The sequence below is a fragment of the Rhodococcus tibetensis genome (assembly GCF_024438035.1).
In the GTDB taxonomy this organism is placed as follows: Bacteria; Actinomycetota; Actinomycetes; order Mycobacteriales; family Mycobacteriaceae; genus Rhodococcus_F; species Rhodococcus_F tibetensis.
In genome coordinates, this window is sequence record NZ_JANFQF010000022.1 from 1 (window position 1) to 20,898 (window position 20,898).

Here is a 20,898-nt window from a genome sequence, read left to right on the forward strand (position 1 = left end):
TCGGCGCCGCGTCCACTGAGCCCCTGAGACAGGGCACCGAGCGTGTTCGCCAGGTCCTGCGGCGGAATCGCCTGCAGCAGCGGCAACAGTCCGTCGAGAACCTCGCCGATCTCGACGGCATTCCCGCTCTTGTCCTGCTCGAGGGTGTCACCGGCCTGGATCGGCGGAGCCGTGTCTCCTTCCGGCACGATCAGCGAGACATATCGTTCACCGAACAGGGTCTTGGGTAACAGTCGCGCCGTGGCGTTGGACGGAATGAGTTCGGCCTTGTCCGGTTGTATGGCCAGATCCAAGGTGACTTCACCCTCCTTGGTGGAAGCCGAGCGCACCTCACCGACGATCAGGCCACGCACCTTGACGTCCGCATTCGGTGGCAGCGCATTTCCGACCGTGTCGGTGACCAACCCGATCTTGACCACCTTGGTGAACGTCTTGTTGAACATGCCGATGGTGACGGCGAGGAACAGGGCCAGGACAAGGAAGAACACCAGCCCCAGTATCCGTCGGCCCACGACAGACGTCGTGTTGCTCATTCGACCACCCTCACCGTTGCCGTCGGCGGTCAGCGGCTGAGACTGTGTCAGCAGGCCAACCCGATCTATCGTGCCTCGCGCCGGGTGGATCCGGTGCTGCATCGGCGCAGTTGCCGACAAATGCTCGACCGCGGGCGATCCCCGCTTCTGCGCCCATGTTCGCGTACCGGAGCGATACCCTTGAGCGGGGAGGTTCGGCGGAAGGAAACAATGTGGGGAGACAACAAAACATGGCCCCAGCGCGCGTAGCCGCTATGTGACCGCCTTGGGCGGCACTCGGAGCTACCGATGCACGAGCCGACCGATCTGGTTGAATCTGCTGAACGAACCCGCACAGCGCTTGCCACCGTCGTGGCACAGTTTTCAGGGGCTTGGGGGTCCGGGTTCCCACCTGACCTGTCCGGCTACTTACCCCGTGAACCGGCTGAGCGGCGATCGATACTGATCGAATTGATCAAAATCGACCTCGAATACCGCTGGGTTCGCTATCACTTCCCTAAACGACTGACCGAATATCGCGCGGAGTTTGCAGAGCTGCAAGAGGGTCCGCTTCCCGCCGACCTGGTCTACGAGGAATTCCACGCCCTGCGCCGAAGTGCGCACGGGGTCGATACGGCAACCATGGCCGCTGAGGCAGCCACTATGGCGGGTGGTCCTGAGCTCGAAGAGTTCACGAGTGACTACTGCAGCACGATGATTGCTCGACCAAGGGCGCAAGTGGTTCTCGGCGCGATCGACGCCGGCGACCGTGTCGACGACTTCGACCTCCTGATGAGGATTGGGTCCGGCGCCTTCGCCCAGGTGTATCTGGCTCGGCAACAATCGATGCAGCGACTGGTTGCGGTCAAGATTTCCCATAACCACGGCATCGAGCCGCAGACCCTCGCGCAATTGGATCACGAATACATCGTGCGAATCTTCGACCAGCGACTGATTGCCGACGGCGAACTGAAGCTGCTCTACATGCAGTATCTACCGGGAGGAACGCTGCTCGACGTGGTGCACTTGCTGCGCTCGACGCCGCCGGAGCACCGCAGTGGTCAACTGCTGCTCGATGCCGTCGACGGGGTTCTTGCCGCCAAGGGCGAGGTTCGGCCCAGCGAATCCGCTGTCCGAGCAAGGGCCGCCTCACTGACGTGGCCCGAGACAGTCGCCTGGCTGGGCCGCCGACTCGCAGACGCGCTTGCGCACGCATCCGAGCGAGGGGTATTGCATCGAGACATCAAACCCGCGAACGTGCTGCTGAGCGCCGAGGGAATTCCGAAGCTGGCCGATTTCAACGTCAGCTCCAGCAATCGGATCAAGGGCACCAGTCCGCTGGCGTACTTCGGCGGGTCGCTGGCGTACATGTCGCCCGAACAGCTCGAAGCCTGCCATCCGTGCTCGCCGACCACCCCCGCCGACCTCGACACACGAAGCGACATCTTCGCGCTCGCTGTCATGCTGTGGGAGTTACTCACGGGACGCCGTCCCTTCGCGGACGAAACGTCCGCCGGCGAGTCCGAGACGTCGCTGGCCCGCATGCTCGAACTGCGGCGCAGACCCGTCGAGGCGAGATTCCTGTCCGAGCTTCCGCCGGATTGCCCCATGGCTTTGCGCCGCGTGCTTCTGAAGTGTCTCTCGCCGGACCGCGAAGATCGCTACCCGTCCGGTTCGGAACTGGCCCAGCAGCTCGACTTGTGCCTCGAGCAGAGGTCGCGCGACCTGGTCTATCCGCCCCCGGGCAGTTGGCGGGCGCGACTTTCACGAGCACCCACCCCCGTCCTGTGGTCGTCCTCGCTGGTCGGCATCGGCCTTGCGACGATCTATCTGGCTGTGCACCTTCAGGCACTGCTCAACGAGCGCTTGTCCGATGCCACCTATTCGAAGCTCTACACGAGCACCGTCGTTTTCAATCTCTGTGCCTGGCCGCTGGCGGTCCTCATCTACGCCTACATGTCGCGTGATCTGCTCGCGGTTCCCCGCGGCTTACGCAAGGGCAGACGCTACGACGAGGCCGTCCTCGGGCAGGTGCGGTCGCGAACACTGGTCTGGGGCGATATGTGTGCGCTGAACACGTTCGTGTTCGCGGTCTGCGCCTCCGTGGCGGGAGTGATGTTTCTTCGCTGGTTCACCGACCTTCCGGCCCGGCTGATGGTCCATGCGGCGACGACTGTTCTGGTGGCGGGCACCATCTCCGTTGCCTACACATTCTTTCTGTCGACGTTCTACGTCGTTCGCTGTGTTTATCCCATTTATCTGCGCCACGGCCTCACAACCGCGCACGACGCCGTCGTGCTCCGCGGGCTGCGCCGCAGAACCACGATCTATCTGGCGGTGACGGCATCGGTGCCGCTGGTCGGCGTGCTGGCCGGATTCAGCACGCTCGAACCCGCGGAGCTTCCGCTCGTCCGAGATTCGGTCCTGGGGCTGTGCGCGGCATCCGGTCTGGCGTTCGTCGCGGTGTACTGGTTGTACAGGAAGTTGGATGCCGACGTGCGCGCCCTGGAGCGGGTGGTTTAGCGCATCAGCCGGCCGGTGTTCGCCCCCGGCGTTGAGCACCACGACCGGATCGTCGGTGCCTCCACTCGGCCGTGGACTATCGGTCCCGCCCGTGCCACGGTGGAATAGGAACAATGTCTCCCAGAAAGCGCAGCGCCATGGAACACACCGCACAACCGGGTCCCGCATCCTCGGAATGCCCCGACTGCCACGCCCTCACCGCAGACCTCGAGGCACACAAGCACTGGCACTCCCGCCTCGTCCACGACATCGCCACAGCCGTCGACAAGGACATCAACCGACGAACGCACTCCTCGTAACCCGAGGTGACCGTCCTCGATGACGTCGACCGCATCCAGCGAGGTTGGTTGCGCATTTCGCCGAATCCGACCCACGGTCGATGCTAAGTTAGCCTTGCCTTGTTCCGGATACGGTGCCTTTGAGGAGAACCCGATGGGACGGATGCCTCGTACGTTCATGACCATAGCGGCTGTCGGCGCAGTGTTGGTCGCCTCTGCCTGCGGTGACAACAGCAGTGAACCTGCCGATGCGACGTCCGGCGCGACGGCATCAGCCGAGGCGGACGGAGTGCCGGCCGGCGTCGTCGAGCAGTACGAGACCGTCGAGAAGGAGATCGCCGCCGAGGGTGGTGAGACGAATTCCGGGGCGTGGCGGGTGGCTTACATCGTCGAGCCGGCCGAGCCGTGGTACCAACCGGACGGGTCCGGTCAGCGTTTTCGCGAGCCGGCTCCGGGGGAAACTCATCACATCGAAATCATCCCGTTCGAGGCGGCAACCGGTCGGATCGTGCCGAACGTGCCGATCACGCTCGAGGTGGTGGCAGCCGACGGTCGAGTGGTGGAGGCGAAGCCGCTGAACTTCTACTACAGCACCTTCTTCCACTACGCCAACAACTTCTCGGTACCCGAGCCGGGGCGCTACACCCTGCGCGCCGCGCTGGGGGCGCCGACGTTCTTCCGGCACGCCGAAGCCGGAGAAGCTGCACCGTTGGCCGAGGGTGTAACGGTGGATTTCTCCGATGTGGAACTGTCACCGGAGAACTGAACACTTCCGATGCACTTACTCGATTGGCGGCACGAACTGGCTGACCAGCTGAGCTTGCACTGGCAGCAGTTGCGTCCCAGGCTCGAGGGGCTGATAGACGAGGAGTATTTCTGGGAGCCGGTCCCCGCCTGTTGGAGCGTCCGCCCGCGCGGCACTTCTCAGGCTCCCGTTCAGGCAGGTAGTGGGGCTTTCACCATCGACTTCGCGTTTCCCCAACCCGACCCTGCACCGGTCACGACCATCGCGTGGCGTCTCGGCCACATCGTCGTCGGCGTGTTCGGGGCTCGAATCGGCGATCATTTCGGGGGTCGTTCGGTCGACTACCAGACGTTCGACTACGCCGGTACGGCCGCCGGAGCGTTAGATCAACTCGACGAGATGTACAGCCTGTGGATTCGGGGAGTTACAAGCCTGGGGGACGAAGGGCTCGCCCGCCCCTGCGGCCCGAGCGAAGGACCGTTCGCGGACCGTTCGATGGCAGCCCTCGTGATGCACGTGAACCGGGAAGTCATCCATCACGGCGCCGAGATCGCCTTGCTGCGCGATCTGTACCTGCGTAAGACGGCGCTCACTTCCGACGGGCCGGCGTAAGTCAGGCCGTGATGCGGTGTTCGACCTCGCCCACCCGGTCGAGTGTCAGGGTGAGGGTCTGTCCCGGTTGCGGCCAATGACCGTTCTCGAGGGCGCATCCACCCGGCAGGGTGCCCGTCGCGAACAGTTCACCGGGGAGTAGTCGTTCGGACCGGCTGGCATGGGCGAGCGCCTCACCGATCCCCCACTGCATCCCTGCGCTCGACACGGTGGCCACCGTCTTGCCGTCGAGACGTACTGTGCCGGTGAGCTGGTCGAGGTACGGCAGTATCTCGTCTGCCGTCACAGCGGTCGACGACATGGAGCTCGCGAAGTGCTTCGCCTTCTGCAGTCCGAAGCCACTGTCCATCTCGTCTTTCTGGACGTCGCGGGCGGAGAAGTCGTTGACGAGTACGAACGCTCCGACAGCGGCGAGTGCTTCCTCCGGGGTGGCGTCGAGTAGTGGCTCGGCCAACACGAAACCGAGTTCCAGCTCGTAGTCGAGAGCGGAAGAGTACGACGGCGCACCGATCGGTGTGCCCGAGGGGACGAAGGCCAGGTGGTTGCCCATGTAGTACATGGGCTGCCGATAGAACAACCGCGGCGGAGTGAAACGCGGGAAGGGAGCCCGCCGGAGAGTTTCATAGGCCTGCGTCACCCGATATGCGGCAGGCATGAATCGTCGGGCATAGCCACGAGACGCATCGATATTGTGCTTCTCGTACAACATGAAGTCGCGAAAAGACAACGGCTGGAACGGCAACAACTGCTCGGAAGTGCGGAGTTGCCTGTCCGCGGTGCCGATGTCCCACTCACTGCTGAAGGGCGAGTAAGCCCATGCGGGCACCGGATTGGCCTTTTCCCAGCCGTCGGCGCGCCACTCTTGATGCTGCAATCCTGCCGTCGTCCGTACTCGCCGGATCTGCATGGCGTCTTTCCTCTCCCCCTCGGTAGTGACCGCTCCGGTTATACAGTGTCGACTGCTAGCGTGAAAGGGTGACGCTCTGGGGCGTCGTGACGTGCTGAGGGGGAATCCGTGCCGAGTCCTACTGTGGTCGAGGTCGAGCAGGACGTGTTCTGCGTGACCGGTACCGATGTCAACTGGGTCCTGTTGCGCGAGGGCGCCGACCTGACGCTGATCGATGCCGGCTACCCCGCCGACATACCCGCCGTCGAAGAGTCCATCCGTTCCATCGGTGCCCGGCCGGATGATGTTCGCGCGATCCTGTTGACACATGCGCATATCGATCACATCGGAGCGATCAACCACTTCCACGACAAGTACGGAACACCTGCGTACATGTCCGCGGTGGAGACATCACACGCAAAGCGCGAGTACCTCGAGCAGGCCGGTGAGATGGATGTCGTCAAGAACATCTGGCGGCCGGGAATGTTGCGCTGGTCCTTGCGGATTGCCCGAGCGGGCGCGACGCGTCATGTCACCGTGCCCCATGCCGCCGAATTTCCCACCGCCGGTGCTCTCGACCTTCCCGGCGCCCCGGTACCGGTGGCGACCACCGGGCACACCTCCGGGCACACCTCGTACTTCCTTCCGTCCGTCGGCGCGGTGGTGACAGGGGACAGTCTCGTGACGGGGCATCCCACTTCTCGCAGAGTGGGTCCGCAACTGCTGCTTCCGATGTTCCACCACTCCGAGCAGGAGACCTTGGCGTCGCTCGACGCGCTCGCCTCGCTCGACGCCGGCCTCCTCATCCCCGGACACGGTCGGCCGGAGCGTATCCCGATCCGGGAAGCCGTCACGACGGTGCGGGAACGTGCCATCGGGAAGAGCGGTTCCGCCCACGCCTGAACGAACCGGCCCTACTGCCCGTGGCGATTCCTCAGACGGCGGGCCGGTGCATTCTCCACACTTCGAGTGTGTCGTCGAGGACGACATGGTCGGCAATCGTGAAGTTGTGACGTTCGTACAACGGCAAGTTCCGGTGCGTCGAGGTATCGAGCCAACATGCCGCATTGCGTCGGTCGAGTTCTGCGAGACCAACTTTCAGAAGGTCACCGCCCAGTCCTCGGCCTCGAGCCTCGCGCGAAACTCCTGCGGTCGCCAAGGACCAGGCGTTCTCCGGAACGGCCATGGCAGACATACGTTCTTCCGCTTCGACGGCGCGCTCTAAACGATCGCCATGGAGTTCGACGATCTTCGCGACGAGCGATTCGTCCGGCTCCGGTAGGTCCGGCGGGATGAACGCTACGACACCGTTGTGCGCGTCGTCGGTGTACGCAAGACCGTGTGGCAGCGCCATGTGCTCGAGGTACAGGCGCTGCAGTTCGGTCACACGCTGCTTGTGCGAGTCGGCGGCGACGCACCAGTTGGTCCAGGGGTAGTCGGCGAAGGCGTCGCCGAGAACGGTCGCGGCGCGGTCGAGGTCCGCCGTCGTCATCCGGCGAATGGAGATAGGCATGACCGCACTACATCACGTTCGCTGATCCTGATGCGACCGATTATCGAGTCCGCGGGACAGAGCGCGAGTTCGTGTCTTGACAGAATGCTGTCACAATGCCAGCATTCTGTCATGATGAAAACAGTGCACGTCGCCGTTTACGACACCTTCGCCGACTGGGAGATCGGTCACGCAATCGCCCACATCAACAAACCCACGTGGCACAAGCAGCCCGGTCGCTACGCCGTCGCCACGGTCGGTGCCACCCTGAGTCCGATCACCACGATGGGCGGCATGCGGGTGGTCCCGGACATCACGTTGGACGAGGCTCGCCCGCAGGACAGTGCGATCCTGATTCTGGCCGGCAACGACATCTGGCCCACCGAGCAGTTCACGCCCTTCGCCGAGAAGGCGCGCGAATTCCTCGCTGCCGGTGTTCCGGTGGCGGCAATCTGTGGTGCAACAGGTGGTCTCGCCCTCGCCGGGTTGCTCGACGATCGCGAGCACACCAGCAACGCCGCCGAATTTCTCGAGGGTGTCGGATACGCGGGCGCAAGCCTCTACCGGGATGAACCGGCCGTCACGGACCGTGACCTCATCACCGGTAGTGCCACTGCGCCAGTAGAGTTCGCGCGAGCGATCCTCGAACGGCTCGATGTGTTCGAGCCGAGCGTTCTCGCGTCGTGGTTCAAGCTTTACGGCCACCGCGATCCGGCCGGTTTCTACGAACTCATGGCCGTATGAGCCAGCGAGCCGAACAGGAATTGCTGAGCGGGGCCGCTCTCGCGACCTTTCGCCTCAACGGTCAGTTTCTCTCTGTGGCCGAGGAATTGGCGCGGCCGGCCGGGCTCACTGCGGCGTGGTGGCAGGTTCTCGGCGCCGTACTGGCCGAGCCGCTGCCGGTCGCCGGCATCGCACGGGAGATGGGCATCACTCGTCAGAGCGTGCAGCGGATCGCCGACCTGCTGGTTGATCGCGGACTCGCCGAGTATCAACCGAATCCAGCGCACCGGCGCGCCAAGCTCATCACCCCCACCCCGGCGGGACGTGAGGCGGTGTCCGGCATCGACCCTGCGCATGCTGCGTTCGCCGCTCGTCTGGCCCAGGCGATGGGCCCCGAAAAGCTGCGCGATGCGTTGGCAGCGATGCGTCGGCTCTCGGCCGTCCTCGACGAGCTCACCGACGGCCAGGAAAGTCCGTAGAAGATGCTCCGCGTGAATCTCATGGCGAGCGTGCGGGAAGGATGTGGGGGTTCAGGATTCCCGCGGGGTCCAGTGCTGCTCGTATCGACCGCATGACGTCGAGGTCGACCGGACTTCGCCCGAGTGTTATCCAGGGGGCTTTGGCCCTGCCGACACCGTGTTCGGCGCTGATGCTCCCGTTGTGTTCGGTGACGAGTCGTAGGGCGAAGTCGGACACGGTCTCCCGCTGGGCCGGCGCGACGTCGAGAAGATTGACGTGGATGTTGCCGTCAGCGACGTGCCCGAAGCAGATCGCCCGCACTCCGGGAAAGCTACGTCGCAGGCCGGTGGTCAGATCATTCAGGAAGGCCTCGATGTCGCGCAGCGGTGTCGAGATGTCCAACTTCACGGGTGGTGTGGACGATGCTGCGCCGACCGACTCGGTGTGGCTTTCCCGGTACTGCCACAGCCTGTGGGCCGGCCCTTCCTCGACGACGGCGTCGAGCACGAATTTGTCGAACTCGTCGAGAACCTCGAGGAGAGTGGTCTGGGCGTCTTCCCGACCGGACACCTCCACCAGGAGAGAAAACGGTGTTTGGGCGGAAAGTGGCGGCCGGAGTTGGTGATGCTCGCAGACCAGGTCGATACCCGACTTGGTCATCAGCTCTGCTGCGTCGAGAGTCAGTCCGGCCCGCTCGAGGCGATCGACCACCGCCAATGCACTCCGAACCGATTCGACTGCGGCGAGAGCGACCTGAGTGTGGCTGGGTGGCAGTACGAGTCGCATCAGTACACGAGTGATGACGGCGAGTGTGCCCTCGGAGCCGGCGAGGAGGCCGGGCAGATCGTATCCGACGTTGTCCTTCGTCAGCTCCTTCCAGCGGGTCAGAATGCGGCCGTCGGACAGCACCGCCTCGACGCCGAGTAGTTGAGATCGGGTGTCGCCGTTTTTGATGACTCGGATGCCGCCTGCGTTGGTGGCGACGATCCCACCGAGGGTGGCCGATTCGCGGGAGGCGAGGTCCACCCCGAGATCGACTCCGTGTTCGCGGGCCGTGTCGCGGGCGCGGGCAATGGTCACACCCGCGCCCGCGCCGATCGTGCGACCGATCGGATCGACGTGTTCGATCACGGAGAGTCGGGTGGTGCTGAGCACCACCTCACCGTCCATAGGGATCGACCCACCGACCAGACCGGTGTTGCCGCCCTGGGGAACCACGGCGACTCCGACACGGGAGCAGAGGGCGAGGACCGCCGCAACCTGCCCGGTATCGGCGGGGCGAACCACAGCGATGGTGTGTCCCTGCCAATGTCCGGTCCAGTCGGTGACGTATCCGGCAACTACGCCGGGATCGGTGAGCACGTGCGACGCTCCCACGATGTCGGCGAGCTCGTCGAGTAACGACTGCTGCGACGACCACGCGGTCATACGGCCTTCTCCTCTCGGCGAGATCTCACACTTCCCACTCCATCATCGGCCCCACTCCATCATCGGCGATGACGAGTGGGTTCGGGAATCAGCGTTCGAAGGTGAGAACCCAGCGTCCACGCGAGCCGCCCGCATCCAGTGCCGCCACCGCCTCGTCCGCTCGAGTGAGGGGGTATGTTCCGGCGATCCGTGCCGCGAGCGGTTCCTTCTCGTTCCCCGTGCGTGCGACCGAGCGCAGCAGTTTTTCGAGCCGGGCTCCGTCATGGTGGACCATCACCGCCTGAACGTCGATGCCGCGCACTGCCTCGGGCATTGCCGGCGGCACGACGCCCACGTAGGTTCCGCCGTCCACCACTGCGACAACCGCCGCCTCTCCCAGCACCGCGGCATCGAACACGGCATCGAACCGGGTCGAGGGAAGTTCGCCGAGAACCTCTACCGCTCCCGCGGAAACCAGAAAGTCGGTGTCGGTGGGGCGGCCGAGTGCGCTGACGGTCCATCCCCGCGCGACCGCGAGCGGGACCGCGAACCCGCCCACTCCTCCGGCCGCACCGGTCACCAGGAGCGTTCTGCCTGTGGGGTCGCCGAGGAGATCTAGCGCCTGGTCTGCGGTCGACAGATTGAGTGGCAGCGTCGCCGCCCCGACGAAGTCCAGGCCGTCGGGGATGTGGGCCACCGCAGTGGCCGGAACGACGACGTAGTCCGCGAAGGCGCGGAGTGGCGCATCCAACCGGTCGTGCAGGGCGACCACCCGTGCGCCGACGACGGGTCCCGCCACGCCGTCACCCAGCGCGTCGACGATTCCGGCCACATCCCAGCCCAGTCCAGCGCCGTCCGGCTGATCTATCCATCCGAGCCGGTGATAGTTGCCCCGCCTGGTCTGAGAGTCCACCGGATTCACCGCCGCCGCGCGAAGTTCGATGCGGATCTCCCCCGGTCCTGCGTTCGGCACGGCCACCTCGATCGTCTTCAAGTCCTCGGCCCCGGTCGTCACGATCGCTCGCATGTTGCACCCTTCGATAGTCGCTGTTGCCGGTTCAGACTTGCCTGGCTACTCTCCGTTGGGAAGTAGGCACCTGAAAGTGCGTAACGAAGCAGAAGGGGCGCGCGATGGCGACGGCAACCGCAGCACAAGCGCGACATGCGGCAAAGAGCGAGTACGACGCGTACCTCGCGAACTGTCCGAGTCGGCAGCTACTCGACCGCATCAGCGACAAGTGGGTGTCGCTCATTCTCGTCGCGCTGGGTGACGGTTCGCGAAGGTATTCCGAATTGGCGCGCGAACTTGCCGGCGTCAGCCAAAAGATGCTGACCCAGACACTGCGAGCACTGGAACGTGACGGTCTCATCGATCGCGAAGTGACTGCGTCGGTGCCGGTCCGCGTCGACTACTCGCTGACCGAACTCGGCAGGTCGCTACTCCCGATCCTCAGGGCGGTCAAGGTGTGGTCAGAGCACAACATGGATGACGTGACGGCGGCCCGTGCGAGGTACGACAGCCGCGCGCACTAGTTCGGCGGGAGAAGTCCGCGGACGGATCAATCGGTAACGCGGCCCCCCGTCCGATCCGGGAGCACACCCGCTGCCACGAGGTCGTCGTAGATGCGCTGCTGCTCGGCGTCGAGACCGGAATACAACATGTCGTAGGCGCGCTCTTCTTCGGCGAGGACGGCGACAGGGTCCCAGTTGTCACCGATCGCTTCGAGCACCGCGGTACGCCGTCGTGCCTCGTCGAGCGTGAGATCGAGCGCGAATGACAGTTCGGAATGGCTGCTCATCGGATCACCTTCGTTTTCGCAGTCGCCGATATCGAAGGGCACAGGGTTACTCGAACAGGTCCAAGATCACAATGATCTGGATCACGCTCCGGTGGATGACCCCACGGCGATGCAGCCCGCCTCATGCTGTGGCCTGCTCCGGCGTGGCTCTCGGGTAGCCCGCAGCATCGTTGGCAATATGACGGGTGCCACAGTGATCCGGGGGTTGGATTCGGGAGAGGACCGCTGGTCGAGTGAACATCGTCGAGACTCCGGAACGACGGCGCGGACCCGGTCGTCATCGCCCTGACCGCGGAGCGTCGGAGCGGGTAGACACTCGGCGAGCGCCGGGCACCGGGTTCCGCACCGACATCGAGGGATTGCGGGCTGTCGCAGTGCTGGCAGTGGTGCTGTTCCACGCGGGCGTACCCGGTCTCGACGGGGGATTCGTCGGCGTCGACGTGTTCTTCGTGGTGTCCGGCTTCCTCATCACCGGGCTGTTGTGGCGAGACGTGACCAGCACGGGGAATGTCCGGCTCGCCCGGTTCTATGCCGCGCGGGCCAGGCGGCTGCTGCCCGCCGGTGTCACCGTGCTGGTGATCACCGCGATCGGGACCGCCCTGCTCCTGCCCCCGCTGCAGGCCCGGGCAGTTCTCGGTGACGGGATAGCCAGCGCGCTCTACGTCGGCAACTACCGGCTCGCCCTGCAAGGCACCGACTACCTGTCCGCCGATACACCTCCGTCACCTTTTCAGCACTATTGGTCCCTCGGTGTGGAAGAACAGTTCTACCTCTTGTGGCCCGCGCTGATCATCGGCACGGTCTGGCTGGTTCGGCGCGCGCGACGGCGCTTTGACGGCGACACCGCCCCCTCGGTGTGGCCGTATCTGTTCGGTCTCGCACTCGTGACGGCCGTGTCGTTCGCGATTTCGATGGCCTGGACGAGCACGCTGCCCCCGTGGGCATACTTCTCGCTGCCTTCGCGAGCCTGGGAACTGGCCGCCGGTGGACTGGTGGCCTTGTCCGTCCCGGTGTGGCGCCGCCTGCCGGCGCTTCCCGCTGCAGTCGCCGGGTGGACGGGGCTGGTCCTGATCCTTCTCGGCTGCTTCGCACTGAACGAGACGACGCCCTACCCCGGGACCGCCGCGCTGCTGCCCGTGCTCGGCACGGTGTTGGTGATCGGTGGAGGCTGCGCCGAACCCCCACGGGGAGTCAGCCGCGGGCTCTCGCTACCCCCGATGCGAGCGATCGGTCGTGTGTCGTACTCCTGGTACCTCTGGCACTGGCCGGTGCTGCTGCTCTTGCCGCCACTGCTCGGCCATTCGCTGGGCCTGTTCGACCGGCTCGCGGCGGTCGCGCTGTCGGGGGGTCTCGCCGTCCTCACACTGCGACTCATCGAGAACCCCGCGCGATTCGCTGCTCCACTGCGCCGGTCGGACACGCGCAGCCTGGCTCTCGGCGGCGCCGTCACCGTGCTCGCCGTCTGCGCGGCGCTCGTACTGCTTGTCTTGCGACCCATACCGGTCGGCCAAGGTGCTGCGGCCGAGGCCCTCACGGTCACCGCGCCCTCGACCACGGCGGTACCCACTGCCGACCCGCACGACGCGGCGGTGCAGCAAGTGACCGCGCAGGTGGCGGCCGCGGTCGCGCAATCGGCCGACTTGCGCGCCGTCCCGTCCAATCTGACCCCGCCGCTCGCCGACGCCCCGGCCGACAAGCCGGCGGTCTTCAACAACGGCTGCGTTCGCTCCTGGCTCGAGGTCGGGCTGGAGGAATGCGTGTCCGGTGATCCCGGCTCGCCCACGACGGTGGCACTGGTCGGTGACTCACATGCCGCGATGTGGCACCCGGCGTTCGAACCGGTCGCCGAGCAGCGGCACTGGCGACTCACGACCATGGGCAAGGTCACCTGCCCTCTGATGGATCTGCCCATCACCAGTCCTTACCTCGGCCGTCAGTACTCCGAGTGCGAGCAGTGGCGCAGTGAGGTGGTCGCCCGGCTGCAGGCCGAGCGTCCGCAGTTGATCGTGGTGAGCATGTCCCGGCGGTACGGCGGCGACTTCGGGTTCACCACCTACGACCAGGCCTGGATCGACAGCGTGACCCGCATGGTGGCGCAACTGCGGACCACGGGCGCGGCCGTCCTGATTCTCGGCCCCATCCCCGATCCGCGCTCCACCGTGCCGACCTGCCTGTCTGCCCATCTGGACGACGCCACGGCCTGCTCGCCGCCGCACGGTGTGGCGGTGAACGCCGCCCGGTATCGCGGCCGAGGCGGCGGCGACCGCAGCCGGCGGTGGTCAGTACGCCGACCTCACTTCGCTCTTCTGCACACCCGACCGCTGTCCGGTGATCGTCGGCAACGACCTCGTGTTTCGCGACGACAACCATCTGACCCTCGGGCACGCCCAAGCACTCGCTCCCGTCGTCGGTGCCCTCGCCGACCGCGCCCTCGCCCGGCGCTGACCACTCCACCGCCTGCAGCTCGGGCCTGCAGACTCCTACTGCACGGGCGACGGCGGGACGGTGGTGGTCGTCGGGATCGTCGTCATCTCCGGTTCGGTCACCTCGACCGTCTTCGGAACCTCCTGCTGCGTGGACGGTGTTTCGGCAGCTGCAACCGCCGCGGACGGTGACGGCTCCGATGATGCGGGCGGAACGACTGCAGCTGTGGGCACCTGGGTGGCGGCGGTGGGGACGAGCGACGGTGTCGTGGTCGGGATGGCGGACGAGTCAGTCGCAGACAGAAGGTCTTTGGACGTGGAGGACGTCGTCGACGTGGTTTCGCTCGTGTCCGTCGGGTCGGTGGACGACGCGACGAGGGCCGCAGCGGACGTGTCGGCCTTGGTGATGGTGGCAGGCTGCCCCTTCTCCGCTTGCTGGGCCAGGTGGGTCAACCAGGCTGCAGCGTATTGCGAAGACGTCAAGGGCTTTCCGCCCGCGGGGTCGGCATCGCGCCAGTAGTCGAAGTGATGGCCCGTACCCGGGCCGAGGGTCTGCTGATACGGATCGCTCATCACCACCTCGACGGTATTCTCGTTGTCCGCGATGAACCCGATGATCTCGTTGCGAACCTTCGTAGGCAGGTAGACCAGGTCGATAGCCTGGTTCGGCGACAGGGGGTCAGTTGTTGTATCTGCCTGTGCCACTTCGGTGCCGAGCTTGTAGGCGGGGTCCGATACCTTGATGAGAACGTCGAGGAACGTCTCGTCGGATTGCATCCAGTTCTCTTGCGATTGGATGTCGGCGAACGCTGCGAGGGCGATTCGTCCGAGAACCGTCGCCATATCCTGGGCCGTCGCGACGGTCAGGCCCTCACGTTCGAGCGCATCGACATTCAGTTGCCGGCCCACGTTGACGGCCAGCTGCAACAAGCCGATGTTTTCCGGTGCGGAGCAGGTCAGGTCTCCCTCCGAACAGAAGGACGCCACCTTGCCGTCCAGCGCCCCGAAGCCGCCGGCTGTGCCCGGCAGGGAGCCCCGTCCCGGCGCGCTGTTGCCGCCGGACTGGTAGGCGAGATCGAATCCGTCGGGATTGCGAAATTCGTTCTCGGCGCCGGGAAAGGGACCCTCACCGAACTCACGTCCGGCATCCGCCAGGATCACCACGCCGACCACGGATGCGGGGTCGACGATGTCGTACCCGTCCTCCCCGACCTCCTGGTTGCCGACTTCCATCGCGACCCGGCGCGCCACATCGGCGCCCTCGCTGTATCCGACGATGGCGAACTTCGTGTCCGGGCAGGAGGCGGCGATCGTGCGCATGACGGTTTCGGTGTTGTCCACGCCGACATTCACCGCGTCCTCGTACGACGCCATGTTTGCGGGATAGTCGATGTAGACGGCGGCGTAGGAACCCTCGCCGACGGCCTGCCCGGGTGCGTTGACCACCGGATCTACCCAGTCGCTGCTGTACTCGCTGGACAGAGCCGCGGGGAGCGGGGTGCCATCGGGAGCCACGAGCATCTGGTGCGTGCCCGCGCGCGGGGCGTCGTTGCGCCCGGCCACCGCGATGCTGACCATGTCGTAACAGGCGGGCCCGGCCGCCGCCGTCAGGGCCGTGGCGGTCGTCGTCGGTGCACCGGGATTCGACCAGGGGGCGGCGAGCAGCGCAGCCAGCCCCAGCACACCGGGCGCCAGCAGCCCCGATGCCATCCGGCGTCGGCGTGCTGCAGGTGTCGTTACGCCATGCTTCATGGTCAACCTCATTCGGTCCGGCCCCGACCAATGACAATGCGTTACCAGGCACGTCGTGAATCGACGCCGATGCGTTACATAGTGAGACCGAAGATGCGCTCGTGACCGTAAGGTGACCCTGCGCCGCGACCGTCGCCGGATTTCGGCGCTAGCAGGGCGCCGGCACCCGACGCCGAGTGATAGCCCGACCGGTGAGACGGCCCGTCGAGTGGGCGTCGATCATCCGCTGTTCGCCTCGTTGTGCGACGCGCAGTGGCGGAGACACGGCGGCACCTGCATCGAGGAGCGCGCGAAGCGCCGGCTGTTCGGCAGCCAAGTGGAACCACTCCTCCTCGAGCGGGGTGCCGTTCTCGAGTGCTTGGTCGAGTTTCGCGGCGAGATGGTTGCTCCATCGATGTTGCAACGCAAGGAGGAGGTTGTCAGCACAACCGAAAAGTTCTGCTGCCCCCGGTATTTCGTCGATCTGCAGGGCCGCGTCCACATTGTGCTGCGCTAATGACAGCATGCCTTCGAGCACGGCCCGCCGTTCGTGGAAATCACTCCAGGACATTTCGCCACCTCCGTCGAATCTTGTGATGCCGGAAACGCTACGGGGCTGCCGAAGCGATTTCGCCGTGCCAGGGTCGTGACTACTACTCCTACCGTGGGCGGAGAAACAAGTCCGCTCCCGGAACGATGCTCAGCGGAACGCCACCCGGCTACGCTGGTCAGGTGCAGGTCATGGAGTACTTTCGCCGTCGCATGACGATGAGTGAGTACGACTACCCGCCCGGTGTCCCGATCTTCGGCCATGTCGCCATAGTTGCCGTGGCCGGAGTCGCCGTCGCGCAGCGGGACGCGTTTGTGCCCCCCGGATGGGCGTTGCCGGTCGCGCTTGTGGCCGCGGGAACGTCCTTGGCAGGAGATGTGGTGAGACCGGGTTCCATGATTCCCCGACCCCTCCTGGCGGTGATCGTCACTGCAGCGACGGCACTGCTGCTGGTGCAGCAGGTGGTCGGTCAGTTCGATGTGGCTCCGTTCATCCTGGTGTTCATGGTCGGCGAGGTCGCAGCGACGGCGCCGCTGGCCGTCAGCCTTGCCACCGCAGCGGGTGCTGTAGCGGTGCTGTCGGGATTCGCCGTCGCCGGCCGCCTGAGCGATGTGCCCTGGTACTTCGCCGGTGTCGCGGTCGGGTGGATCATCGGGCATCTGCTGCAGACCCAGCTCCGCCTCCTTCATCAGGAGCGCGCATCCCATGCCATCCAGACCGAGCAAGCCGCCACTCGCGAACGCCAGCGCATCGCCCGGGAAATCCACGACGTAGTCGCCCACTCGTTGAGCATCACCATGCTGCACCTCACCGGCGCCCGCCGCGCCCTCGAGGAGGATCGCGACGTCGACGACGCGGTGGAGGCCCTCGCCGACGCCGAGCGTCTCGGGCGTCAAGCGATGGCCGACATCCGGCGCACGGTCGGGCTGCTGGATGTGAAGCCGGCCGGAACCCGCCCCGAACCTGCCATCACCGATGTCCCGGATCTGATCGACGACTTTCGCCGCGCAGGACTCGCGGTGTCCTTCGAGATGCGGGGCGACCCGGCGGCCGTGAGCGGCGCGACCGGTCTCAGTTTGTATCGGATATCGCAGGAGTCCCTGGCCAACGTCATCAAACATGCGCCGGGAGCGGACGCCGAGGTGAAGCTGACGATTGCGCCGAACTCGATCACGCTGGTAGTTCGAAATTCGATCACTGACCCGGACGCCTCGTCGAACGGTTCGAACGGTTCGGGTCTGCGAGGGATGCGCGAGCGCGCCGAACTCCTCGGTGGCACGTTGCAGGCCGGCCGGGGTGAGCACGGTTGGTCGGTGCGCGCGGAGGTTCCGCTCCCGACCGACTCCTGCCCTCTGTCGCTCCGGCGGCGCACCCCGGAGCAGTCGTGACCGCGCCCGAGATCAGAGTGCTGCTCGTCGACGACCAAGAGTTGGTGAGATCCGGGCTGCGGCGGATCCTGCGGCGAAAGGACGGTTTCGTCATCGTCGCCGAATGCGCCGACGGCTCCGAAGTGCCCGACGCTGTGGCTCAGCACGCGCCCGATGTCGTGCTGATGGACCTGAGGATGAAGCGGGTCGACGGAATTTCGGCGACGCGCGAACTCCAGGCCGGCGACCGACCACCGCCCGTCTTGATACTCACCACCTTCGACGACGACGAACTGCTGTCCGGCTCACTGCGCGCCGGGGCCGCCGGATTCCTTCTCAAGGACTCACCTGCGGAGGAGTTGATCCGTGCGGTGCGTACGGTCGCGGACGGGGGCGCCTGCCTCGATCCGGCGGTGACCGGCCGAGTACTCACCACCTATCGCACCGCCGCCCGGTCGACCAACGGTGCGGGGCGCAGTCTCGACGAGTTGACGACGCGTGAACTCGATGTGCTCGCTCTGATCGGCAGGGGATACAGCAACAGCGAGATCGGCCGCGAACTGGGCATCTCTGGAGTGACAGTGAAGAGCCACATCGGGCACATCTTCGTCAAACTCGATCTTCGCGACCGTGCCGCCGCCATCGTCTACGCGTTCGACCACGGCGTCGTCACACCCGGTCAAGCTTGAACGAGTGTCCAGTTGCAGTCGGGCGGGGAATGGGTCAGCGTTGTTGGTGTTCATCACAAGTGGCATTCGTCACCTTGATGATGTACAACTAACGCCATGACCGATTGTGATCCAGCACACATCTGGCCGTGACCTCAGGCTACGTCTATTTCCACGCATTTCGATCGGCCCCGACCCGGAAAGGACCCGGCGTGCACACCACCCACCACACCCCGCTTCCTGACGAGTCGACGACATCGCCGGTGCGCTCAGGCGCATCAATAGCGCTCGGTGCCGCGGCCGCGGCTGCGGCACCCGCCGTGGTAGTGACCGGATCCGTGCTTCTGGCCGGCGTCGCTGCGCTCGCGACCCTTGCCTGCGTCGCCGCCGCATCGATGATGATCTGAACATTACTTCTCACCCAAACCATCTCATCGACAGGACACATACATTCGTGAGCATTCCCGTTTCAGGATCGACGACCCCACCTGTACGCGCATCGCGCCGGGCGGGGTCGATCTCCACCGAGGAAATCAAGTTCCGCATCGAGGCGATGTTCGCCGGTGAACGCTCCGAACCCCGACCGCTTCGGGGTGACTACGCCGCGCCGGAGAGGATGTCGGTATGACCAACGTGGCACTGCTGCTGGGCCTGCTCGCCAGCGGAATCGGCGGCCGCGCGGTACTCCAGCGTGTCCTCGCCAAGCCCAGTTCACACCGGACACCCGGTGCACTGTTCTACCCGAACGGCTGACCCCGCCGGGACACTGAGGGCCAGCGCATTATCGTCAGATCGATGCACCAATGCAGCGACATGACCCGCTATGCGCAAACATCTGGTAGAAATCAAGCAGAATGCGCAGTGCCCGATGAGTCGTCCAGTGGCATACTCCGCCATATGACGAGACTCGATCGGACCGACGCCCGCCTTCTGCTTGCGCTCTGCGACGTACCTCGGGCGACCGGGGTGCAGTTGGCGTCACTGTTGGGCATGGCGCGTAATACGGTGCAGGCAAGGATGTCTCGTTGGGACGAGCATAAGGTGCTCGCGCCTGTCGATCGCTGCGTCGCGCCCCGAGACCTCGGTTACCCCTTGCAGGCGTTTGTCACTGCGGTCGTCGATCAGCATCGTCTCGAGGACGTCATCGACCATTTGCGGGACATCGCCGAGGTCACCGAGGTCGTCGGCATCTCCGGGGTGGCGGACCTGCACATCGGTGTGGTGGCCATCGATGCCGATGATTTGTACCGGGTCGCCGGCCTCATTCTCGCTGTGCCCGGGATCGAGCGCACGACGGTGTCTGTCGCGATGCGCGACGCCATCCCCTATCGAACCCGTCCCCTACTCGAACGGTTCGCCGGGGAATGAATAGTCGAGGCACTGGTCGAGCAGCCATGACCCCGTGACCTGGCCTGCCTGAATCCGCTCATGCTGCCGGCTGAGTTGATGATCGCGATGCCCACCGCCGCGCCCGCCCGGTAACAGCAGCCCGTGTCCAGAAATGGAACACGCGGCACCCTTGGTCGGCTGTGATGCTCGTGACTACGGACGAGATGTGACGTCCGTTACATGAGAGGAGATCAAGTGAAGACTCAGGCAGCGATTTTGTGGGAGCGCGGAGGTCCGTGGACCGTCGAGGAGATCGAACTGGATCCGCCCAAGCACGGTGAAGTGCTTGTCGAGATGGGCGGTAGTGGTTTGTGCCACTCGGACGAGCACGTGCTGACCGGTGATCTGCCCTGGCCGCTGCCGATGATTGGTGGACACGAAGGTGCGGGCACCGTCGTCGAGGTCGGTCCCGGTGTCGAGGGTCTGGCTGCGGGCGACCGGGTCATCTTCGGGTTCCTCCCCGCGTGTGGACGATGTGCGGCGTGCTCGGCCGGCATGCAGAATTTGTGCGAACTGGGCCAGTACCTCGGTGACGGCACCCAGATTTCCGATCACACGGCCCGGCATCACGCCCGCGGACAGGACCTGGGTCTGATGTGCCTGCTGGGTACGTTCGCTCAGCACACCGTGGTGAGCGAGGCCAACTGCATCAAGATCGACGATGACATCGCACTGGACAAGGCCTGCCTGCTCGGCTGCGGCGTCGTCACCGGGTGGGGCTCGGCCGTCTTCACGGGTGGGGTCCAGCCGGGCGATACCTCCGTGGTCGTCGGTGTCGGCGGCATCGGCATCAACGCGGTCCAAGGCGCGGCGCTGAGCGGATCACAGTATGTCGTGGCCGTCGACCCGGTGGAGTTCAAGCGCGCCAAGGCCCTCGAATTCGGTGCCACGCATGCGGTCGCCACCAGCGAGGAGGCACAGGCTCTCGTCACGGATCTCACGTATGGCCGCGGGGCGAACGTGGTGGTCAACACCATGGGCGTCGGTGACGGTGAGCAGATCGGGGCCAGCCTGGCGATGACCGCGAAACGCGGCACCGTGGTGGTGACCAACCTGCACCGCGCGACGGAGGAAACCGTATCGATGAGTGCGCTGGACCTGGTGCTGATGGAAAAGCGCGTGGTCGGTTCACTGTTCGGTTCCGCGAACCCTCGCCTGCACATCCCCAAGCTGCTCGGCCTGTACCGCAGTGGTCACCTCAAGCTCGACGAACTGGCCACCCGAACCTACAAGCTCGACGAAATCAATACCGGGTACCAGGACATGCGCGACGGCCGAAACCTCCGCGGCGTCATCACCTTCTGACCTTTCTCGACGACATCAAGGGACATTCC

23 protein-coding genes and 1 pseudogene are annotated in these 20,898 nt (G+C 65.3%); 16 read left to right on the plus strand and 8 right to left on the minus strand.

Annotated features, from left to right (window positions below; genetic code table 11):
* Positions 1 to 533: MlaD family protein (locus tag NOF53_RS21895; protein WP_255972674.1), on the minus strand; the 533-nt coding region annotated here is incomplete at its 3' end.
* 288 nt (positions 534 to 821) lie between these two features.
* On the opposite strand from NOF53_RS21895, the gene NOF53_RS21900 reads away from it, so the two are divergent.
* The 4 genes from NOF53_RS21900 to NOF53_RS21915 all read left to right on the plus strand — a co-directional run bounded on the left by NOF53_RS21900 (position 822) and on the right by NOF53_RS21915 (position 4,670).
* Positions 822 to 3,035, plus strand: a complete 2,214-nt coding sequence (locus NOF53_RS21900) for a serine/threonine-protein kinase (protein WP_308213857.1) — start codon at positions 822 to 824, stop codon at positions 3,033 to 3,035.
* A 113-nt stretch (positions 3,036 to 3,148) separates the two neighbouring features.
* Positions 3,149 to 3,334, plus strand: a complete 186-nt coding sequence (locus tag NOF53_RS21905) for a hypothetical protein (RefSeq protein ID WP_255972678.1) — start codon at positions 3,149 to 3,151, stop codon at positions 3,332 to 3,334.
* A gap of 133 nt (positions 3,335 to 3,467) precedes the next feature.
* Entirely contained in the window at positions 3,468 to 4,079 is a 612-nt protein-coding gene (locus NOF53_RS21910; protein ID WP_255972680.1) for a hypothetical protein, read from the plus strand.
* 9 nt (positions 4,080 to 4,088) lie between these two features.
* On the plus strand, positions 4,089 to 4,670 hold the full coding sequence (locus NOF53_RS21915) for a DinB family protein (protein ID WP_255972682.1): 582 nt from the start codon (positions 4,089 to 4,091) through the stop codon (positions 4,668 to 4,670).
* 1 nt (position 4,671) lies between these two features.
* Here NOF53_RS21915 and NOF53_RS21920 read toward each other — a convergent pair whose 3' ends face one another.
* Positions 4,672 to 5,577 carry a fumarylacetoacetate hydrolase family protein gene (locus NOF53_RS21920; RefSeq protein WP_255972684.1) on the minus strand — a complete coding sequence of 302 codons (906 nt, stop codon included), beginning with the start codon at positions 5,575 to 5,577 and terminating at the stop codon, positions 4,672 to 4,674.
* A 108-nt stretch (positions 5,578 to 5,685) separates the two neighbouring features.
* Here NOF53_RS21920 and NOF53_RS21925 point away from each other — a divergent pair, with 108 nt between their 5' ends.
* Positions 5,686 to 6,459 (plus strand): MBL fold metallo-hydrolase, encoded by a 774-nt coding sequence (locus NOF53_RS21925; protein WP_255972686.1) that lies wholly within the window; start codon positions 5,686 to 5,688, stop codon positions 6,457 to 6,459.
* 31 nt (positions 6,460 to 6,490) lie between these two features.
* Here the strand turns inward: NOF53_RS21925 and NOF53_RS21930 are convergent, their stop codons facing one another.
* Entirely contained in the window at positions 6,491 to 7,069 is a 579-nt protein-coding gene (locus tag NOF53_RS21930) for a GNAT family N-acetyltransferase (protein ID WP_255972688.1), read from the minus strand.
* A 111-nt stretch (positions 7,070 to 7,180) separates the two neighbouring features.
* Between NOF53_RS21930 and NOF53_RS21935 the strand changes: the two genes are divergently transcribed.
* Both NOF53_RS21935 and NOF53_RS21940 read left to right on the plus strand, forming a co-directional pair.
* A complete protein-coding gene (locus NOF53_RS21935; protein WP_255972690.1) occupies positions 7,181 to 7,792 on the plus strand; it encodes a type 1 glutamine amidotransferase family protein in 612 nt (203 codons plus the stop codon).
* On the plus strand, positions 7,789 to 8,250 hold the full coding sequence (locus tag NOF53_RS21940) for a MarR family winged helix-turn-helix transcriptional regulator (RefSeq protein WP_255972692.1): 462 nt from the start codon (positions 7,789 to 7,791) through the stop codon (positions 8,248 to 8,250). The genes NOF53_RS21935 and NOF53_RS21940 overlap by 4 nt, the downstream gene beginning before the upstream one ends.
* Before the next feature lie 19 nt (positions 8,251 to 8,269).
* On the opposite strand, the gene NOF53_RS21945 is transcribed toward NOF53_RS21940, so the two are convergent.
* Together NOF53_RS21945 and NOF53_RS21950 are read right to left on the minus strand one after the other, a co-directional pair.
* Positions 8,270 to 9,658, minus strand: coding sequence for an FAD-binding oxidoreductase (locus NOF53_RS21945; RefSeq protein WP_255972693.1), 1,389 nt, complete (start codon positions 9,656 to 9,658; stop codon positions 8,270 to 8,272).
* Between the two features lie 88 nt (positions 9,659 to 9,746).
* On the minus strand, positions 9,747 to 10,664 hold the full coding sequence (locus NOF53_RS21950; protein ID WP_255972694.1) for an NADP-dependent oxidoreductase: 918 nt from the start codon (positions 10,662 to 10,664) through the stop codon (positions 9,747 to 9,749).
* A 104-nt stretch (positions 10,665 to 10,768) separates the two neighbouring features.
* Between NOF53_RS21950 and NOF53_RS21955 the strand changes: the two genes are divergently transcribed.
* Positions 10,769 to 11,170 carry a winged helix-turn-helix transcriptional regulator gene (locus NOF53_RS21955; protein WP_255972695.1) on the plus strand — a complete coding sequence of 134 codons (402 nt, stop codon included), beginning with the start codon at positions 10,769 to 10,771 and terminating at the stop codon, positions 11,168 to 11,170.
* 26 nt (positions 11,171 to 11,196) lie between these two features.
* Here NOF53_RS21955 and NOF53_RS21960 read toward each other — a convergent pair whose 3' ends face one another.
* On the minus strand, positions 11,197 to 11,436 hold the full coding sequence (locus NOF53_RS21960; protein ID WP_255972696.1) for a DUF6400 family protein: 240 nt from the start codon (positions 11,434 to 11,436) through the stop codon (positions 11,197 to 11,199).
* A 233-nt stretch (positions 11,437 to 11,669) separates the two neighbouring features.
* Here NOF53_RS21960 and NOF53_RS21965 point away from each other — a divergent pair.
* Positions 11,670 to 13,881, plus strand: a pseudogene (locus NOF53_RS21965) (acyltransferase family protein).
* 35 nt (positions 13,882 to 13,916) lie between these two features.
* Here the strand turns inward: NOF53_RS21965 and NOF53_RS21970 are convergent.
* Together NOF53_RS21970 and NOF53_RS21975 are read right to left on the minus strand one after the other, a co-directional pair.
* A complete protein-coding gene (locus NOF53_RS21970) occupies positions 13,917 to 15,611 on the minus strand; it encodes a cutinase family protein (protein WP_255972697.1) in 1,695 nt (564 codons plus the stop codon).
* Between the two features lie 148 nt (positions 15,612 to 15,759).
* On the minus strand, positions 15,760 to 16,161 hold the full coding sequence (locus NOF53_RS21975; RefSeq protein ID WP_255972698.1) for a hypothetical protein: 402 nt from the start codon (positions 16,159 to 16,161) through the stop codon (positions 15,760 to 15,762).
* 170 nt (positions 16,162 to 16,331) lie between these two features.
* Here NOF53_RS21975 and NOF53_RS21980 point away from each other — a divergent pair, with 170 nt between their 5' ends.
* From NOF53_RS21980 to NOF53_RS22010, 7 genes are all read left to right on the plus strand, one after another.
* Positions 16,332 to 17,528, plus strand: a complete 1,197-nt coding sequence (locus NOF53_RS21980; protein ID WP_255972699.1) for a sensor histidine kinase — start codon at positions 16,332 to 16,334, stop codon at positions 17,526 to 17,528.
* Positions 17,525 to 18,196 carry a response regulator transcription factor gene (locus tag NOF53_RS21985; protein ID WP_255972700.1) on the plus strand — a complete coding sequence of 224 codons (672 nt, stop codon included), beginning with the start codon at positions 17,525 to 17,527 and terminating at the stop codon, positions 18,194 to 18,196. The genes NOF53_RS21980 and NOF53_RS21985 overlap by 4 nt, the downstream gene beginning before the upstream one ends.
* Positions 18,197 to 18,387: 191 nt before the next feature.
* On the plus strand, positions 18,388 to 18,582 hold the full coding sequence (locus NOF53_RS21990; RefSeq protein ID WP_255972701.1) for a hypothetical protein: 195 nt from the start codon (positions 18,388 to 18,390) through the stop codon (positions 18,580 to 18,582).
* 47 nt (positions 18,583 to 18,629) lie between these two features.
* Complete coding sequence (locus tag NOF53_RS21995; protein ID WP_255972702.1) at positions 18,630 to 18,803, plus strand: hypothetical protein; 174 nt, start codon at positions 18,630 to 18,632, stop codon at positions 18,801 to 18,803.
* Entirely contained in the window at positions 18,800 to 18,928 is a 129-nt protein-coding gene (locus tag NOF53_RS22000; protein ID WP_255972703.1) for a hypothetical protein, read from the plus strand. The genes NOF53_RS21995 and NOF53_RS22000 overlap by 4 nt, the downstream gene beginning before the upstream one ends.
* A gap of 144 nt (positions 18,929 to 19,072) precedes the next feature.
* Positions 19,073 to 19,543 (plus strand): Lrp/AsnC family transcriptional regulator, encoded by a 471-nt coding sequence (locus NOF53_RS22005; RefSeq protein WP_255972704.1) that lies wholly within the window; start codon positions 19,073 to 19,075, stop codon positions 19,541 to 19,543.
* 216 nt (positions 19,544 to 19,759) lie between these two features.
* Entirely contained in the window at positions 19,760 to 20,869 is a 1,110-nt protein-coding gene (locus NOF53_RS22010) for an NDMA-dependent alcohol dehydrogenase (RefSeq protein ID WP_255972705.1), read from the plus strand.
* The last annotated feature ends 29 nt before the right edge of the window (positions 20,870 to 20,898 follow it).